Source organism: Hyphomonadaceae bacterium ML37 (assembly GCA_027627685.1).
GTDB lineage: Bacteria > Pseudomonadota > Alphaproteobacteria > Caulobacterales > Maricaulaceae > Oceanicaulis.
The window spans coordinates 1,302,012-1,318,151 of sequence record CP091241.1 but is presented as its reverse complement, the minus strand read 5'-3'; the positions used below and the strand labels follow the sequence as shown (position 1 = coordinate 1,318,151).

The window sequence follows — 16,140 nt, the reverse complement described above, 5'->3', positions numbered from 1 at the left end:
TCCCGTTCCGAAACGGCAGTGCTCAGGCCGTACAGGCATTGCAAGCTCGAGGCCGTCAGCGGGCCGGACGGTCCAGCACGTCCACCGAATCCACTGCCGTGAAAGGCGCAAAGAAGCCGGCGCCGGCGCCGCCGCCGATCACCCAGATCTCGGCCCCCAGCGCCACCGCCGCCGCTTCGGTGCGGGTGGCGGGCAGCGCTGCGCCCTCACGCCAGCCCGATGCCCCCGCGTCCAGGATCAGATGATCGCGCAGGGTCTGGCGCATGTCGGAGCTGCGCCCGCCCAGAATGTGAATGGCGCCGTCCAGCGCCGTCATGGCATGCCCGGCGCGCGGCTGGGGCAGGTCCGGACCGCGCCGCCACTCGCCCGCTTCGATATCATAGATATCGACGCGCGCGCTGGTCTCGCCATCGCGCGACCCGCCCGCCAGCCAAATCTGAGACCCGATGCGCACCGCCGCCGAGCCGCGCCGGCCGGTCTCCAGCGGCGCCGCCAGCGTGGTCCACTCGCGCGCCGCCAGATCAAAGACATACATGTCCGTGGAGCCATCCTCGCCGCCGACCGCATAGAGCATGCCGTCCGCTTCGATCAGGGAGAAGGAGGCCTTGGCGCCCGGCATGGCCGGTTCGCCCTGCCAGATATCGCTTTCAGGATCATAAGACCAGACTTCCGCGATAGGCTCGCCGCCGGATTCCGAGGAGTATCCCCCCGCCACCCAGATTCGCCCGTCCGCCGACGCCATGCCGAAACGCTCCAGCCCCAGCGGCAGCGGCGCCCGGGCGCGCCAGGCGCCATCTTCCGGCTCCAGCGCCTCGAAATCATTGCGCGGCTCCACCAGCCCGGCGCCGCCGGCCGCGTATATCACGCCATCATGGACAACACCCGCCAGCCCGGCGCGCGCGCTTTCAAGCCGGGGGCCGGGACGCCACGGTCCGTTGATCGAATAGGCCGACACCGGCCCGCGCTCGCTCCACTCGGGCGCGTCCGCCTGAGCCAGAGCCGTCGAAGGGGCGAGCCCGGCCAGCGAGCTTACCATTGCGATGAAGCAGAGTGTGCGGAGCATGGATCAATCCTGTCAGTGCCGCCCCTTATGTCGAGGCCCCATTGTCTGGCGCCAAAGGCGGCGGAACAAGGGCCAGCGCGCGGGTCATGCGTGGCGCTGACAGATGCTGGATGCAAAAAGGCCCGGCGATGGAGCCGGGCCTTGTTACCAAGGCTCATTGAGAGAGCCAGTTCTGGTGCGGTCGAGAAGACTCGAACTTCCACGGGTTTTACCCCACAGCGACCTCAACGCTGCGCGTCTACCAATTCCGCCACGACCGCAAAACCGGAGCGCGCGTGTACCAAGACCGCAGGGGCTTGTGAAGTCCCCCGGTGTACAGGGCCGTGGCGCTTACGCTGCGAAATAATCGTGAACGTCCGCCGGACCGGTGATCGACACAGCGACCCGGTCGCCCTGGATGACGATCTCACCTCGGGCGATGGGGTGGTTGTTCGCCAGAATCCACACTTCCTCGTGCTCGGCCGTGGCGAGCGGAATCACCGCGCCGCGGCCCATGCGCAGGAATTGCTGGATCGGCAGGCGGGACCTGCCCAGCAAAACGGAGATTTCGACCTGGACTTCGCCCAGCTGGCTCATGGTGATACGGACCGGTTGGACCCAAATGATGCGAGGCCTTGCCTCGCGGCGTGGGAGTCACGATGTTCCGCACCGGTTTCGGAGCCGTTAAGGCCCTGAGCAAGGACAGCGAAAAATGCCGATCAGCTGGGCGGTTTCAGCAGCGCGCGTGCCCTACCCCGACGCCGTCTCGGCCATGGAGGCGCGGGTGGAGGCGATCGCCCGTGGCGAGGCCAGTGAGCTGGTCTGGCTGCTCGAGCATGACCCGATCTACACCGCCGGGACCAGCGCCGACCCGAAAGATCTGCGCGATCCGGAACGCTTCACCGTGCACCGCACCGGGCGCGGCGGCGAATACACCTATCACGGACCGGGCCAGCGCGTGGCCTATGTGATGCTGGATTTGCGCGAGCGCGGACGGGATGCGCGCCAATTCGTGCGCGATCTGGAGCAATGGCTCATCGAGACGCTTGGGACATTCAACGTGACCGGCGAACGGCGCTGCGGGCGGGTCGGGGTCTGGGTGGGCCGCACTCAGCCGGGCGGGCCCGAGCGCGAAGACAAGATCGCCGCCATCGGCATCCGCCTGCGCCGCTGGGTGTCGTTTCACGGCATCGCGCTGAATGTGGAGCCGGACCTGTCGCATTTTTCCGGCATCACGCCGTGCGGCATCACCGATCCGCGCTATGGCGTGACAAGCCTGGTCGATCTGGGACTTCCCGTCACGATGGAGGATGCTGACCTGGCGCTCAAACAGGCGTTCGAAGCGGTGTTCGGCCCGGTCACTCGCGAGGCGGCGCCCGCCTGATCGCCGGTCGCAGACGCGCATACCACAGCGCAAACAGCGCAATGACGATCCAGAACGCCCAGGTGGATGGCCAAATGCCGGCCTCGGCGATCTGGCGCGCCAGTTCCCCGTCAGTGGACAAACGCTCGGACAGGGCCTGCTGCAGAGCCGGGTCATAGGCGGCCGCGTTCACCGCCTGGGGATCATCCAGGTCCACCCCGGCCTCGCGCATCATGTCCAAGAACACCGGCAGCACCGCCACGGTCATGGCCAGCACCCCGGCGGCGAATTTAACCAGCCACGCGACCAGCAGCGGGACCACCGCCATGTCCACCCGGCGCCCGGCATGGCGCAGGCGGTTGATGTGGGCAGCCAGCACGAAGAAAGCGATCAGGGGCCAGAAAATGGAGCCGCCCACGCCCAGAAGGCTCAGCCGCACAAAATCCACCGCCGCAATCAGACCCAGCGCGATCCAGTACTGGTCCGCGTCGGCGCGCTGATTGGGCAGGAAGGCGGCGGCAAAAGGCAGGCGGGAGATCACAGGTCGGACACCGGGTTCAGCGCGGAGCGCGCCCGCGACGCTCGCGGGTTTGACACCACAGGGTATGGGGCGCGCCCGCCCGCTGTTCAAGACACACCGGCGCCCGGAGGAGGCCTCCGGGCGCCGGGTTCATGCGTTTGCGGACAGGATCAGGCCGGGTTGTCCGTCGCGGCGGGAGTCGGAGCCGGGCTGGACGAGCCGCCAGCAAAAGACGCCCTGAGTTGGCGCGCCAGCTCAATATTCTTCGCCCGCGCCCGGCTGCCGATCAGGAAATAATCGATCAGCACCCACAGGCCGAATCCTCCGAGCGTGATCAGCTTGAGGATGCCGGCGACAATGTCGCCGACCAGGAAGCGGTCAATGCCCAACCATCCAAGCCAGGTATTAAATCCATACAACAAGGTCGGGTTCTTCTCCGACGCCTGAAACGCGCTCAGAAACGATTGCCGATTCGCCTCGGGAACTGACGAGACAATGGATGCCAATTCAACTGTATAGCCTTTGAGATTCATGGTCCCCCCCTGATCAAACTTCAGGCGGTCAGACTAGCGCCGATCCGGGCGCTACTCCACTGAAATGCGATGGGTGTGGACGATCAATAGCTGCTGTCCGGCAGGCCCCGCGTGGTCATCGTGGATGCCGCCGCCATCTCACCGCGTCAGTCAGATGACCAGCGGGTCAAAGCGCCGTGTCAGGAGACGCCTGCGCCTCCGGGCTGAGCGGCACGGGCCCATACTGGTTTTCACTTGCGTCGCCCTTCAGCAGGCCGACCCAGATGGTGTAGCCAGCCCAGACCAGCATCGCCACGGAGAACAGGAGTAAGGAAAATCCCCCGGCGGCGATCATCGCAGCGATGCTGGCCGTGCTCGGGCGATCATTTTGTGCAGCGTCCAAAACCAGTTGAACCACGCCGACGCCGACGATAGACAGCGCCGAAATCGCCAGAACGCTGGTAATCGCCCAGGGAATGACGTGCAGCCAGGCCGTCTTGCCGCCATCATGAAGGCGCTTTCCGAACACCGCGATGCCAACCCAGACAAGTCCAAGCCAGAGCAGGCCTCCTATGCTGGGCACAATGCCGGTGACGACATTGCCTGCGATCAGTATCAGGACGCCAATCCAATATTCCTGCTGACCGATCCGCCCATTCGGGCTGAAGAGCACATGGGAGAGGTTCATGGCGGCATCCTTCCCTTTTTGGAGTCCATCCATAGAGTCTCCGCGCCGGCGCGCAAAGTCAACGAAAGGCGCACTGGCCGCCTACTCAAACTCGACCAGCAGATCATCCGCCGCGACGCTGGCGCCCGGGGTGCAATTGACCGCCTTGACCACACCGTCGCGTTCGGCGCGCAGGACGTTTTCCATCTTCATGGCTTCGACCACCAGCAGCGGCTCGCCCGCCTTGACGTCCTGACCGGCCTTCACCGCGACCGAAACCACCAGGCCCGGCATCGGGCTGAGCACCTGTCTGGCCGTGTCAGCGGCTTCCTTCTCGGGCAGGCGCGCATAGAGCTCGGCCACGCGCGGGGCGCACACGATCACCTTGGCGCCATAGCCGCGATGGCGCAGGGCGTAGCCCTCCAGCGTCTCGGTCAGGAAGACCGCGAAAGGTTCGTCATCGAGATGCGCGTCGAACACGGGCTGGCCCGGCAACCAGGACGTGGTCAGGCGCATGCGCTCAGCCTTGAGGGCCGGAACCCAGATCTCCGCCGTGGTGGGCTGCGCCTCCAGCGCGCCGGCGCCCAGCGTGATCTCCACATCAAAGCGTTGTCCGTCGAGCAGCACGGACCACTCATGCACGCGTCCCGGCGCGGGCGACGGGGTCAGGCGTCCGCTCACCCCGGCGGCGCGTTCGGTGAAGACCGTGTGCACATAGGCCGCCGCCGCCGTCATCCAGCGCAATTGCGCCTCGCGCGGCGCGGCGCCTTTGAAGCCTTCGGGGAAGTGCTGCTCGATATAGCCAGTGTGAATGCGTCCGGCGCGGAAGTCCGGCTCCTCCAGCACGGCTGACAGGAAGGGCGCATTGGACTGCAGCCCTTCGACATGCAGACGGTCCATCGACACGCTCAGCGCCTCGATGGCAGTCTCGCGGGTTTTGCCATAGCCGATCACCTTGGCGATCATGGGATCGTAAAACAGCGAGATTTCATCGCCCTCGCGCACCCCGGCGTCGATGCGCAAACGCCCCGGCCCGGCCTCGCCCTCTTCTGGCTGGATATAGCGCTTGAGCCGTCCGATAGAGGGCAGGAAGCCGCGATACGGGTCCTCGGCATAGAGGCGCGCCTCCACCGCCCAGCCCTTGATGCGCATGTCGGCTTGGGTGAATCCCAGCTCTTCGCCGGCGGCGACGCGGATCATCTGCTCGACCAGATCAATATCGTGGGTGAGCTCGGTGACCGGGTGCTCCACCTGCAAACGGGTGTTCATTTCGAGGAAATAGAAGCTCTTGTCGGGCGCGACGATGAATTCCACCGTGCCCGCACTGTCGTAATCGACGGCCTTGGACAGGGCGACGGCCTGTTCGCCCATCTTGCGCCGGGTGGCCGCATCCAGAAACGGCGACGGCGCCTCTTCCAGGACTTTCTGATTGCGGCGCTGGATCGAGCATTCGCGTTCATTGAGGTGGATGACGTGGCCGTGCTTGTCGCCCAGGACCTGTATCTCGATATGGCGCGGGCGCTCGATGAATTTCTCGATCAGGATGCGGTCATCGCCAAACGAGGATTTGGCCTCGTTGCGCGCCGCCTGAAAGCCCTCGCGCACCTCGCCTTCGGACCGGGCGATGCGCATGCCTTTTCCGCCGCCGCCCGCCGAGGCCTTGATCATCACCGGATAGCCGATGTCATTGGCCACTTCGACGGCCTGCTGGTCGTCCATGATCTCGCCCTTGAAGCCGGGCACGGTGCTGACGCCGGCCTGGGCCGCGAGCTTTTTGGATTCAAGCTTGTCGCCCATGGCCGCGATGGCGTCCGGGTTCGGCCCGATCCAGGCGATATTCTTCTCGGCCAGCGCGCGCGGGAAGGCGGCGTTCTCGGACAGAAAGCCGAATCCGGGATGCACCGCATCAGCGCCCGTCTCAACGCAGGCGGCAATGATCTTGGTCATGTCCAGATAGGACTGGCCCGGCGCAGGCGGGCCGATGAACACAGCCTCGTCAGCCATCTGCACGGCCAGCGTATCGGCGTCGGCTTCCGAATAGACAGCAACGGTGGGTATGCCCAGCCGCTTGCAGGTCTTGATGATCCGGACAGCAATCTCGCCGCGGTTGGCGATCAGGATTTTCTTGAACATGAATTGCGCCAGCCACGCTTGAAGGAAATGAGCACGGAAGCCGGTTTAGCGCGCCTGCGCACAAGGCGGCAAGCTGGGGCGCGCCGGACCGGCAGCTTGACGCGTGCCCGCGCCATGGCCGAGCATCCGCCCAGCCAAGCCGGAACACGGCTGCGGGAGGTCATGAATGAGCACCATCACCGTCACCCCCAGCGGCGCCGCGCTCGGCGCATCGGTGACCGGCATCGACCTGACACAGCCGCTGGACCCCGGCGCGGTCGCCGCGATTCGCGCCGCCTGGCTGGAGCATCTGGTGCTGGCCTTTCCCGGTCAGCCCATGAGCCATGACGATCTGGAGCGTTTCACGCTCTATTTCGGGCCGTTCGGGGATGATCCCTTCATCGCCCCCCTGCCCGACCGGCCGCGCATCATCGAGGTGAAACGCGAGGCGCATGAAAAAGCCTCTGTGTTCGCCGCCGCCTGGCATTCCGACTGGAGCTTTCAGGACACGCCGCCTGCGGCCACCATCCTGCACTCCAAGATCACTCCGCCCGTCGGCGGCGACACGCTGTTCTGCAATGGCTATGCGGCCTATGAGGCGCTGTCAGATGCGACCAGGGCCCGGATCGAGGGCTTGCAGGCGGTGCATTCGGCGGCGCTGGCTTACGCGCCTGACGGCGTCTACGGCGCCATGGATGGGCCGGACCGGTCCATGACCATCCGCCCCGACGAGCGCGCCCGCGCCGCCCGCCTGCATCCGGTGGTGAAAACCCACCCCGAAACCGGGCGCAAGACGCTGTTCGTCAATCCTGGCTATGTGCGCACCATTGACGGCCTAAGCGAGGAAGAGGCCTTCTTCCTGCTCATCGAGCTCTATCAGGCCGCCCATGACGAGCGCGTCGTCTACCGCCATGTGTGGGAGCCGGACATGCTCTTGATGTGGGATAATCGGTGCACCCAGCACATGGCCACGGGCGGCTATGACGGTCATGCCCGGCTCCTGCACCGCACCACGGTGGCGGGACCCTAGAGCGCAATCCGAAAAGTGGGTACCGGTTTTCGGATAAATTGCGCTCCAGATCAAAAGGCTAGAGCGTGCGGCCTGACGCAGTCAGGTCGGACCACGCTCTAGTCGAGCAGGCGATCAAATTCATAGGCGCCGGCGCCCGGCACCTTGAAGGCGTAGGCGCCGCCGTCGAGGCGTCCCGATTCGCTGTAGCGGACCTGCATCAGGCTGAGCTCGATACGGGCGTTGATCCCCATCTGCCGGCCTGATTGCGCCGTGATCACACAGGCGCTCTCATCGACTTCCAGCACCGTCACGCCATCCTCGCGCGAGACCGGCGTCAGGCGGCAGTCTTCTGGATAACCGATCAGATCATCGAGGGTGAGATCGGTGAAATCATGCTCGCCGGTGCTTCCCTCAAAGGCGTCGGGATTGCGGAAGGCATAGAAATCCATGCCGGTGAGCGGGCTGTCATGCTCGCGGATTTCGGAGTGAAACACCCACAGGCGCTGGCGGCTCACCGGCCCGTCCGGCCCGCCCGAGCGCCATTCGAGATATATCGCGTCTCCGGGAATGTGGGGCGTCTCCACCGGCACAAAGCGCGCGTGCTGCAAATCCAGCCAGTCATAGGGATGCCCCGGCGCAGGCGGGCGCTTAAGGCTCTCATCCGCCGCTTCGTACTGGGCGGCGTTGGACCAGCGCCCGTCGAGGAGCGCGGCGAGGGCCGCCCCTTCGCGCTCGATCTCGCCTGCGGCGAATGCGGCGCTAGCCAGTATCAAGCTCATCATCATGGACCTGCCTCCCTCAGCTACTCACGTCGAAAGTCTCGCCCGGCAAGGCGCCGGACGCGAATCGCACCGCCTAAACCCCCGCCGCATCCAGAATGGCGATTGCGGCGCGTTCGCCCGATTCCATGGCCGCCTCCATGCCGGTGTGGAGATCGCCGGTGTGCTCCCCGGCAAAGTGGAGCCTCCCCGCCGGCTGAAGGCGCGCATCGGCCCAGCGGTGGGCCTCGCCCGGGCGCCAGTGCATGTAGGCGCCGCCCGCCAGCGGGTTGGACGCCGTCCAGCGCTGCACATGGGCCAGCCGCACCCTGCCTTCGCTGGCCGGGCGGATAGCGGACAGGGTGTCCCGCGCCAGCGCCTCCAGGCCCGCGTCATCCAGCTCATCGGCGGCCAGCGCGCCGCGCCCGTCAATCCAGGCTGTGAGCATGCCCGTAGGCGCGCCATCGGCGTGGCGCTGGGCGAAAATCCGGTTGAGGGGGGAGTCCGTCCACATGTCCGGCGCCAGCCCGTCATCCTCCCACCAGCTGTGTTCCGCCTCCAGATGCAGCTGCACGATGGGAGTGTAGGCCATCTCCTCCACCGCCTCGCGGGTGACCGGGTCGAGCGGCGCGTCGAGATCAAGGTTGCGCAGGGCGGCGAAGGGGATGGTGCATACGGCAAAGTCCGCGCGCAGCTCCGCTCCGTCGCTGAGACGCACGCGCGCGCCGGTCTCGTCAGCGTGGATCGCGCGCACCGCCTGGTTCAGGCGCACCTCGCGTCCCAGCTGCGCGGCCATGCTTTCGGGCACGCGCTGGGCGCCGCCGACCACTTGCTGCGACCCGCCCAGCGGACGCTCCTGTTCGTAGATCGCCAGCGAGCGCCAGACATTGAGCATGGAATAGCTCGCCAGATCGCGCCCGTTCAGGGTGGTGTCCATGAGGCGCAGCGCCTCGTCATTGGCGCCCTGGCTGACGAGCCATTCGGCCGCCGCGATGTCATGGGCCGCCGAGCCCGGATCGCGCCAGGCATAGATGTCCTCAAGCGGATTGGCGCGGGCGGCGAGCCCCATGAACAGGCGGCTCGGCGGGATGGCGCGCCAGGAATCGGGCAGGCCGTTATGCTCAGACGCCGCCCAGTCGCTGGCGCGGATCAGCGCGCCATTGACGCTGAGCACCTCGCCGAACCGGCTGGGCGGGAAGCCCGCGAACTCCAGTCCCGCCTCCCCGGCCCGGGCGCGGAAACGGGCATAGGTGGCGCCCACCTGCTGGCCGCCGGCCTCGGGCGCGCCGGGCAGATGGTCCAGCGTCATCAGCCGCCCACCGATGCGGCCCGAGGCTTCGAGCACAATGACGCTCAACCCCGCCTCCTCAAGCATCAGCGCGGCGTGGAGGCCGGACAGCCCGGCGCCAATGACGATGACATCGGCGTCCTTGCGGCCCCGGTCGCCGCGCGGCCCGCAGCCGCCCAGCGCGAAGACCCCTGCACTCAAAAGTCCCGATAAGGCGCTGCGCCGCGTCAGTTTCATCGCTATGCTCCCCGCACCTGCTCCTGGCGGCGGCGCGCAGTGCGCGCCTTGCCATCAGGGGCGAATTTAAATGTTATACCATTTGAAGCCGGAGCGAAGCGCAAGTCAAAAGCGCGCCCGGCCGCCAGGAGGGGAGCGGGGATGCGCCGCAGACAATTCATGGCCCTGGCCGGAGCGGCGGGCGCTGCGCCGTGGATCGCCGCCTGCGGCGACCGGCGCGATCCCGAACGACTCTATGGCCGCGCCGTGGCGCAGGCGCCGCCCCGTACGCCCTGGGACGCGCAATGGGCCAATTTCGAAGCCAATATCGCCGCCAACCCGTCGCTGAATTTCGAGTATTTCACCAAGGCGGAGCTCGGCGACGAGGAGCGCATGCTCCACGATCTGCGCCGCGGCCGCGCCCATGTGGGCGGCATGAGCCTGCAGGGCCTGTCCTCCTCCATCCCCGAACTCACCATCGCCATGGCTCCCTATCTGTTCGACAGCCAGGCCGAGGTGGATTTTGTCTATGACGAATACCTGTTCGACATTTCCGACGAGCTGGCGCGGGCGCAGAATCTGCGGCTGCTGCAGTGGGTGGAGGTGGGCTGGACCCATGTCTTCGCCAACCGGCCCCTGACCCATCCCGACATGGCGGCGGGCCTGCGCATGCGCACCAGCCCCAACGCGGCGGCGCGCTATTTCTGCGAAGCCGCCGGCATGGACGCGATCCCGCTGGGCATCGCCGATGTGATCCCGGCCCTGCAGACCGGCCTGGTCCAGGGCGGGCTGTCCAGCGCGGTGTTCCATTTCTTCTCCACGCTGGATCTGGCCGAGCATTTCACCCTGACGCGCCATTCCTACGACACCGGCGCGATCATCCTGAACAAGCCCTGGTACGAGACCGCCAGCGACAGCCAGCGCGCCACCATCGACACGGCCTGGGGCAGTCCGGCCTCGGCGCGGGCGGGCGTGCGGGTGTTGGATGATCTGGTGGTCGGCTGGATGCGTGACGGCGCCCAGCGCGGGCCGGACGGCCAGGTGGTGCGCGAGATCCGCACCACCAGCGGCGCGCCGATCAATATCCATGAACTGTCCGACGACGACCGCGCCGCCTGGCGCGCGGTGACCGGCAATGTGCTGGACCGCCTCATCAATTCCATTGGCGGGCGGGCGCGCGACTTCGCTGATCAGATTATGGCCGGCAAGGCCGCGTTCGCGCAGCGCACCGCCGATACAGCACAGCCGGAGGACCCGGCATGAGAGCGTTGTTGAACGTCATCGGCGCCGCCGAGCGCTGGCTGACCATCGCCGCCTTCGCGCTGATGGCGCTGGCCCTGCTGGCCGATGTCATCTCGCGCCGCGTGTTCCTCACCGGCCTCATTGGCGCCACGGAGATCGCCGTGATCGGCATGGTCGCCGTGGCCATGTTCGGCATCGGCGTCGCCACCGACACCGGGGCGCACTTGCGCCCGCGCCTGTTCGACTTCCTGATTCCGAAATCCTTTGAACCGGTTCTGGACCGCCTCGTCAGCGCCGTGACGGCGGCCTTCTTCGCGGTGTTCGCCGGCCTCGCCATCTGGATGGTCGTCGAAAGCATGATCCTGAGCGACCGCACCGAAATCCTGCGCCTGCCGATCTGGACGCTGCAGGTGATGATCGCCGGCGCCTTCATCACCAATTTCATCCGCTTCGCGGCCTACGCCCTCGACCCGGGCCTGAAGCCGAACGAGTTTATCGAAGAGATCAAGGACGTGGCCTCCGACGCCGTGGACCTGCCGGACGGGGACGCGCGCTGATGGAAATGTGGCTGCTGGTCGGACTGATCGTCGTCCTGATGGTGCTGCGCCAGCCGGTGCTGGTGCTGCTCGGGTGCGCGACCCTGTTTGTCTACTCGGTGTTCAATGACGGACGGCCCGAATACGCCGTCTATGACGTCTGGTTTGCGGTGAACCAGGAAGTGCTGCTGGCCATTCCCCTGTTTGTGCTGGCCGGCGCGGTGATGTCCAAGGGCTCCATCGCCGAACGCATCATTGATCTGATGCGCGAGATCACGCGGCCGATCCCCGGCGGTCTGGCGCTGGCGGCGGTGCTGTCGTGCGCGGGCTTCGCGGCCATCTCCGGCTCGGCGGCGGTGACGCTGCTGGCCGTCGGCGGCATTATGTACAAGGCGCTGACCGAGGCGGGCTATTCGAAAAGCTTCTCCATCGGCATGCTGTGTTCGGGCGGCGTGCTGGGCATCATCATCCCGCCCTCCATCCCGCTCATCCTGTACGGCTACATCACCCAGACCTCGATCGCGAAGCTGTTCCTGGCCGGCATCGGCCCGGCGCTGGTCATGGTGGCGGTGTTCGCGCTCTACGCCTTCATCGTCAATTTCCGCCGCCGCGAGGGCGCATGGCGCATCAGTGGCTTCGTGCGGGCGCTGGGCCGCTCCCTCTTCGCCATTCCCATCCCCATCGTGATCCTGGGCGGCATTTATGGCGGCTTCTTCACGGTGACCGAGGCTGCGGCCGTCGCCGTGATCCTGGCCGTGGGGGTTGAGGTGGTGCTGCACCGCGACCTGTCGCTGGCGGACCTGAAAGCCGTCACCGTGGAATCAGGCAAGCTCCTGGGCTCGCTCTATCCGGTGCTGGCGTTTGCCTTTGCGCTCAATGTCTTCCTCACCGCCGAGGGCGTGCCCCAGGCGCTGGTGGCTGAGCTCAACGAGATGATTTCCGGGCGTACCGAATTCATGCTGCTGGCCAATGTGCTGCTGCTGGGCGTGGGCATGGTGATCGATGTGGGTTCGGCTACGCTGGTGCTGGCGCCCCTGCTGCAGCCGCTGGCAGAGGCGCAGGGGGTGGACCCGGTGCATTTCGGCATCGTCATGATCGTCAATCTGGGGATCGGCTATCTGACCCCGCCGCTCGGCCTCAATCTGATTGTGGCCATGGCCGCCTTCAAGGAGAGCTTCTGGACGGTGACCAGGGCGGTGCTGCCCTTTATCGGGCTCATGCTGCTCGTGCTGAGCGTGGTCGCCTTCGTGCCGGAGATCGCGCTTTACTTCGTCAGGTGACAGGGACCGGCCGCGCTATTCCAGCGTGAATTTCGGCGCACGCTTTTCAAGGAAGGCGCTATAGCCTTCCTGAAAATCCGCGCTCTGGAAGGCTTTCAGGAACAGCTCGCGCGTGGCGGCGTCGTCGCTGGCCTGACCGGCCTGGATGCGGGCGATGATTTGCTTGGTGACGCGCGCCGATTGGGCGGAGGTCTTGGCCACCGCCCCGGCGAACCCCTCCACCGCCTCCGCCAGGGCCTCCCGCGTTACCAGCCGGTCGATCAGGCCTAGGGCCAGCGCCTCGTCCGCCTCCAGAATGCGCCCGGTGAACAATATGTCCTTGGCCGCGCTCACCCCCACCGCATCAATCAGGCGGCGCGTATCGTTGAGCGTATAGGCGAGCCCGAGCTTGCCCGGCGTGATACCGAATTTCGACCCCTGCGCCGCGAAGCGCAGGTCGCAGGCCAGCGCGAGGCCACAACCGCCACCCACACACGCGCCGTCAATCATGGCGAGCGTCGGCTTCGCGAACGCCGCCAGCGCGTCCAGCGCCTCGGCGATGGAGCGTGAATAGGCCGCCGCGCTGTCGGGGGTGGCGTAGACCTGTTCGAACTCGGAAATATCCGCGCCCGCCGCGAACGCGCCCCCTGCCCCGCGCAACACCAGCACCCGCACGCCGTCATCGGCGGCGGCGGCGCTAAGCAAGCCCGGGATCGCCGACCACATGGCGCCATTGAGGGCGTTGCGCTTCTCCGGCCGGTTGAGGACCAGATGCGCCGTGCATCCCTCACGTTGGAGATAAACCGGGTCGCGGCTCATGCAGTTCCTCCTTCAAACAGGGCTGGGCGCGGGCTGACATCGCCTTATGATTTGTCCGGACCAATGGCGTCAACTCAGGCGGCGCCATTCAAGCCCCAACTCTGACCCGAGGACGCGTGCAATGAAACTGATCAAATGGCGCATGCCGGTGCTGGCCCGACACGCCGGTGAATGGCGCGGCGTGTATTCCCATGTCGACGCCGCCGGCACGCTGATCGACGCGCACCGCTCCCACCTGGTCTGCCAGTTCCCGGACGAGGGTCCGTGGGATTACCACCAGACCAATCGATATTCCTGGGACGATGGGCGCGAGGAAACCCATGTCTTCCCCGCCACCTATGCCGAGGGGCGCATCTGGTGGGATACCGAGCGGATTGAGGGCTGCGCCTGGGAGATTGATGCGCGCACGGTGTGCCTGACCTGGAGCCGCAAGGACATGCCCGGCGAATATCTCTACGAGATGATCCAGCTCAGCGCCTGCTCAAACAAGCGTGGACGCACCTGGCACTGGTTCCGCGATGACGAGCTGTATCAGCGCACGCTGATCAAGGAGCAACGCGTCGCCTGAGCGGTCTTTCCGGCCCGGCAAAAGACTGCATCCGCGAGCCGTCTCAATGGCGCGGCCCTTCATGCCTATCTGGGCTGTCAACAGGCGCGCGCGCCTGCGCGCCGCAACACACGATGGAGGCCGTCATGATTGACGTGAGACCGTTTGACACCCTCGGCAAGGCTGACCATGGCTGGCTCAAAGCCAGCCACCACTTTTCCTTCGGGTCCCATTACGACCCGGCCCGCATGGGCTGGGGCGCGCTGCGGGTCTGGAATGACGACGCGATCGCGCCGCGTTCGGGCTTCCCGCCACATCCCCATGCGGACATGGAGATCATCACCTATGTGCGCGACGGCGCCATCAGCCACGAGGACTCCCTTGGCAATAAGGGCCGCACCGTGGCGGGCGATGTGCAGGTGATGAGCGCGGGGTCGGGCATCCGCCACGCGGAGTTCAATCTGGAAAACGAGCCCACCCGCATTTTCCAGATCTGGATCCTGCCCGATGAAAAAGGCGGCGAGCCCTACTGGAATGCGCGCGAATTCCCGAAGGACACGCGCGACGGCCAGTTCGCGATCCTCGCCTCTGGCCGCAAGGGTGATGACGCCCTGCCCATCCGCGCTGATGCGCGGGTTCTGGGCGCCACGCTGCAGCCCGGCGCACGCGCCGTTTATGAGCTGGAGCCGGGCCGCCACGCCTATCTGGCGCCGGCCAAGGGCCGCATCCGGGTCAATGGCGTGGACGTGAACCCGCGCGACGGCGCCGCCATCAAGGATGTGGCGCGCATCGAAGTGGAAGCACTCGATGAAGCCGAAGTCGTACTGGTCGACAGCCGGTAAGCCCGCCTTCATATCCAGCCGTTAAGCATGACGGGCGGCGCTCACTCTGCGCCGCCCGTCACTGCTTTAGCCATAGGGGCCGCCTCATGCCGCGTTTCATGCTTCTTGCCGCCGTGCTGGCCGCACCCTGCCTGACCTCGGGCTGCATCGCCGTCGCTGCTGCCGACCTCGCCGTGGGCGCTGCGGTGGGCACCGTGCGCGTCGCAGGCGATGTGGCCGAAGGCACGGTCAATCTGGTCACGCCGGACGGCAAGGATGAGGACGAAGAAGAAGAGCGTGAGCGCGACCGCGACCGCCGCCGCAACTAGGCCCGCCAGATCAGGCTGGAATCGCCATAGGAAAAGAAGCGATAGCGCTCACGGATCGCGTGGGCGTAAGCGCCTTGCATCACGTCCAGCCCCGCCAGCGCGCTGACCAGCATGAACAGCGTCGATTTGGGCAGGTGGAAATTGGTCATCAGCCCGTCCACGACGCGGAAGTCATAACCCGGCGTGATGAAGATGTCGGTCTCACGCGATCCTGCGCTGATACGGCCATCCTGATCGGCCGCGCTTTCCAGCGTGCGCAGGGCGGTGGTGCCCACCGCGATAATGCGCGCGCCTTCAGCCTTCGCGGTATTGATAGCGTCTGCCGCCGCCTCACTCACCTCAAACCATTCGCCATGCATGCGGTGCTCGGCCAGATTTTCAGTCTTCACCGGCAGGAAGGTGCCGGCCCCCACATGCAGCGTGACTTGCGTCCGGCGCACGCCGCGCGCATCCAGCGCCGCGAACAGGCGCTCGGTGAAATGCAGCCCCGCCGTAGGCGCCGCCACCGATCCGGTCTTGTCCGGCGCGGCGTAGAGCGTCTGGTAATCGCTGCGGTCGGCCTCATCGGCGGCGCGCTTGGACGCGATGTAGGGCGGCAAAGGCGGGGCGCCGGCGGCGTCTATGGCCGCATCCAGCGCGGCGCCCGCGCGGTCAAAGCGCAGCGCCGCCTCCCCGCCCTCGCCTTTCCAGCTCACCTCAGCGATGAGCCCGCCAGCAAAATCCAGCCGGTCGCCGAGCTTCAGGCGCTTGGCCGGACGCGCGAAGGCGCGCCAGACATCCGGCCCATCGCGGTGATGCAGATTGATCTCGATGCTCGCCGGCCCGCCCCCGCCATGGGCGCGCGCCGGGCGAATGCCCGTGAGGGCGGCGGGCAGGACGCGGGTGTCGTTGAACACCATCAGATCGCCCGGCTGCAGCAAGTCCGGCAGGTCCAGCACGCCCAGATCTTCGGGCCCCTGACCCGCGCGCACATGCAGCAGGCGCGCAGCATCACGCGGCCGCGCCGGACGCAGGGCGATCAGGTCTTCGGGCAGGTGGAAATCGAAATCGGAGAGTTTCATGGGGGTGCAACCATGCTTGTCCTCCCCCGCCTGCGG

The 16,140-nt window shown here is 66.5% G+C and carries 18 protein-coding genes and 1 tRNA gene; 8 read left to right on the top strand and 11 right to left on the bottom strand.

Going from position 1 to position 16,140, the window contains the following annotated elements; all coding sequences use genetic code 11:
- Nucleotides 1-55 precede the first annotated feature (55 nt).
- From L2D01_06495 to fliN, 3 genes are all read right to left on the bottom strand, one after another.
- A complete protein-coding gene (locus L2D01_06495; protein ID WBQ11426.1) occupies nucleotides 56-1,063 on the bottom strand; it encodes a hypothetical protein in 1,008 nt (335 codons plus the stop codon).
- A gap of 173 nt (nucleotides 1,064-1,236) precedes the next feature.
- A tRNA-Leu gene (locus L2D01_06490) sits at nucleotides 1,237-1,323 on the bottom strand.
- Between the two features lie 70 nt (nucleotides 1,324-1,393).
- Nucleotides 1,394-1,639, bottom strand: a complete 246-nt coding sequence (gene fliN / locus L2D01_06485; protein ID WBQ11425.1) for a flagellar motor switch protein FliN — start codon at nucleotides 1,637-1,639, stop codon at nucleotides 1,394-1,396.
- 115 nt (nucleotides 1,640-1,754) lie between these two features.
- Between fliN and lipB the strand changes: the two genes are divergently transcribed.
- Nucleotides 1,755-2,426: a lipoyl(octanoyl) transferase LipB gene (lipB, locus tag L2D01_06480; GenBank protein ID WBQ11424.1), complete on the top strand. Its 672-nt coding sequence runs from the start codon at nucleotides 1,755-1,757 to the stop codon at nucleotides 2,424-2,426.
- Here the strand turns inward: lipB and L2D01_06475 are convergent.
- The 4 genes from L2D01_06475 to L2D01_06460 form a co-directional block, all read right to left on the bottom strand.
- Nucleotides 2,401-2,946 (bottom strand): hypothetical protein, encoded by a 546-nt coding sequence (locus L2D01_06475; GenBank protein WBQ11423.1) that lies wholly within the window; start codon nucleotides 2,944-2,946, stop codon nucleotides 2,401-2,403. The genes lipB and L2D01_06475 overlap by 26 nt on opposite strands.
- Before the next feature lie 149 nt (nucleotides 2,947-3,095).
- Entirely contained in the window at nucleotides 3,096-3,458 is a 363-nt protein-coding gene (locus L2D01_06470; protein WBQ11422.1) for a TM2 domain-containing protein, read from the bottom strand.
- 166 nt (nucleotides 3,459-3,624) lie between these two features.
- Entirely contained in the window at nucleotides 3,625-4,125 is a 501-nt protein-coding gene (locus L2D01_06465; protein ID WBQ11421.1) for a DUF805 domain-containing protein, read from the bottom strand.
- 81 nt (nucleotides 4,126-4,206) lie between these two features.
- Nucleotides 4,207-6,237, bottom strand: a complete 2,031-nt coding sequence (locus L2D01_06460; protein WBQ11420.1) for an acetyl/propionyl/methylcrotonyl-CoA carboxylase subunit alpha — start codon at nucleotides 6,235-6,237, stop codon at nucleotides 4,207-4,209.
- 166 nt (nucleotides 6,238-6,403) lie between these two features.
- Between L2D01_06460 and L2D01_06455 the strand changes: the two genes are divergently transcribed.
- Entirely contained in the window at nucleotides 6,404-7,246 is an 843-nt protein-coding gene (locus tag L2D01_06455) for a TauD/TfdA family dioxygenase (GenBank protein ID WBQ11419.1), read from the top strand.
- A gap of 98 nt (nucleotides 7,247-7,344) precedes the next feature.
- On the opposite strand, the gene L2D01_06450 is transcribed toward L2D01_06455, so the two are convergent.
- Nucleotides 7,345-8,013 (bottom strand): hypothetical protein, encoded by a 669-nt coding sequence (locus L2D01_06450; protein WBQ11418.1) that lies wholly within the window; start codon nucleotides 8,011-8,013, stop codon nucleotides 7,345-7,347.
- Nucleotides 8,014-8,083: 70 nt separating this feature from the next.
- On the bottom strand, nucleotides 8,084-9,511 hold the full coding sequence (locus tag L2D01_06445) for an FAD-dependent oxidoreductase (protein WBQ11417.1): 1,428 nt from the start codon (nucleotides 9,509-9,511) through the stop codon (nucleotides 8,084-8,086).
- A gap of 141 nt (nucleotides 9,512-9,652) precedes the next feature.
- On the opposite strand from L2D01_06445, the gene dctP reads away from it, so the two are divergent.
- Genes dctP through L2D01_06430 form a run of 3 tightly spaced genes read left to right on the top strand, consistent with a single transcriptional unit; the run spans nucleotide 9,653 to nucleotide 12,548 of the window.
- On the top strand, nucleotides 9,653-10,753 hold the full coding sequence (gene dctP / locus L2D01_06440; protein ID WBQ11416.1) for a TRAP transporter substrate-binding protein DctP: 1,101 nt from the start codon (nucleotides 9,653-9,655) through the stop codon (nucleotides 10,751-10,753).
- Entirely contained in the window at nucleotides 10,750-11,289 is a 540-nt protein-coding gene (locus tag L2D01_06435; protein ID WBQ11415.1) for a TRAP transporter small permease, read from the top strand. Before dctP ends, L2D01_06435 begins: the two co-directional genes overlap by 4 nt.
- Nucleotides 11,289-12,548: a TRAP transporter large permease gene (locus L2D01_06430; protein ID WBQ11414.1), complete on the top strand. Its 1,260-nt coding sequence runs from the start codon at nucleotides 11,289-11,291 to the stop codon at nucleotides 12,546-12,548. The genes L2D01_06435 and L2D01_06430 overlap by 1 nt, the downstream gene beginning before the upstream one ends.
- A gap of 15 nt (nucleotides 12,549-12,563) precedes the next feature.
- Here L2D01_06430 and L2D01_06425 read toward each other — a convergent pair whose 3' ends face one another.
- A complete protein-coding gene (locus L2D01_06425; GenBank protein ID WBQ11413.1) occupies nucleotides 12,564-13,346 on the bottom strand; it encodes an enoyl-CoA hydratase-related protein in 783 nt (260 codons plus the stop codon).
- 121 nt (nucleotides 13,347-13,467) lie between these two features.
- Here L2D01_06425 and L2D01_06420 point away from each other — a divergent pair, with 121 nt between their 5' ends.
- From L2D01_06420 to L2D01_06410, 3 genes are all read left to right on the top strand, one after another.
- Nucleotides 13,468-13,914, top strand: coding sequence for a DUF3598 domain-containing protein (locus L2D01_06420; protein WBQ11412.1), 447 nt, complete (start codon nucleotides 13,468-13,470; stop codon nucleotides 13,912-13,914).
- Between the two features lie 125 nt (nucleotides 13,915-14,039).
- On the top strand, nucleotides 14,040-14,735 hold the full coding sequence (locus L2D01_06415; protein WBQ11411.1) for a pirin family protein: 696 nt from the start codon (nucleotides 14,040-14,042) through the stop codon (nucleotides 14,733-14,735).
- Between the two features lie 86 nt (nucleotides 14,736-14,821).
- Nucleotides 14,822-15,043 carry a hypothetical protein gene (locus L2D01_06410; GenBank protein WBQ11410.1) on the top strand — a complete coding sequence of 74 codons (222 nt, stop codon included), beginning with the start codon at nucleotides 14,822-14,824 and terminating at the stop codon, nucleotides 15,041-15,043.
- Here L2D01_06410 and queA read toward each other — a convergent pair.
- Nucleotides 15,040-16,104 (bottom strand): tRNA preQ1(34) S-adenosylmethionine ribosyltransferase-isomerase QueA, encoded by a 1,065-nt coding sequence (queA, locus tag L2D01_06405; GenBank protein ID WBQ11409.1) that lies wholly within the window; start codon nucleotides 16,102-16,104, stop codon nucleotides 15,040-15,042. The two genes, L2D01_06410 and queA, sit on opposite strands and share 4 nt — an antisense overlap.
- Nucleotides 16,105-16,140 lie beyond the last annotated feature (36 nt).

Coding starts and splice junctions, on each gene's coding strand:
- L2D01_06495 (WBQ11426.1), bottom strand. CDS start 1,063: ATGCTCCGCACACTCTGCTTCATCGCAATGGTAAGCTCGCTGGCCGGG.
- fliN (WBQ11425.1), bottom strand. CDS start 1,639: ATGAGCCAGCTGGGCGAAGTCCAGGTCGAAATCTCCGTTTTGCTGGGC.
- lipB (WBQ11424.1), top strand. CDS start 1,755: ATGCCGATCAGCTGGGCGGTTTCAGCAGCGCGCGTGCCCTACCCCGAC.
- L2D01_06470 (WBQ11422.1), bottom strand. CDS start 3,458: ATGAATCTCAAAGGCTATACAGTTGAATTGGCATCCATTGTCTCGTCA.
- L2D01_06465 (WBQ11421.1), bottom strand. CDS start 4,125: ATGAACCTCTCCCATGTGCTCTTCAGCCCGAATGGGCGGATCGGTCAG.
- L2D01_06460 (WBQ11420.1), bottom strand. CDS start 6,237: ATGTTCAAGAAAATCCTGATCGCCAACCGCGGCGAGATTGCTGTCCGG.
- L2D01_06455 (WBQ11419.1), top strand. CDS start 6,404: ATGAGCACCATCACCGTCACCCCCAGCGGCGCCGCGCTCGGCGCATCG.
- L2D01_06450 (WBQ11418.1), bottom strand. CDS start 8,013: ATGATGATGAGCTTGATACTGGCTAGCGCCGCATTCGCCGCAGGCGAG.
- L2D01_06445 (WBQ11417.1), bottom strand. CDS start 9,511: ATGAAACTGACGCGGCGCAGCGCCTTATCGGGACTTTTGAGTGCAGGG.
- dctP (WBQ11416.1), top strand. CDS start 9,653: ATGCGCCGCAGACAATTCATGGCCCTGGCCGGAGCGGCGGGCGCTGCG.
- L2D01_06435 (WBQ11415.1), top strand. CDS start 10,750: ATGAGAGCGTTGTTGAACGTCATCGGCGCCGCCGAGCGCTGGCTGACC.
- L2D01_06430 (WBQ11414.1), top strand. CDS start 11,289: ATGGAAATGTGGCTGCTGGTCGGACTGATCGTCGTCCTGATGGTGCTG.
- L2D01_06425 (WBQ11413.1), bottom strand. CDS start 13,346: ATGAGCCGCGACCCGGTTTATCTCCAACGTGAGGGATGCACGGCGCAT.
- L2D01_06420 (WBQ11412.1), top strand. CDS start 13,468: ATGAAACTGATCAAATGGCGCATGCCGGTGCTGGCCCGACACGCCGGT.
- L2D01_06415 (WBQ11411.1), top strand. CDS start 14,040: ATGATTGACGTGAGACCGTTTGACACCCTCGGCAAGGCTGACCATGGC.
- L2D01_06410 (WBQ11410.1), top strand. CDS start 14,822: ATGCCGCGTTTCATGCTTCTTGCCGCCGTGCTGGCCGCACCCTGCCTG.
- queA (WBQ11409.1), bottom strand. CDS start 16,104: ATGAAACTCTCCGATTTCGATTTCCACCTGCCCGAAGACCTGATCGCC.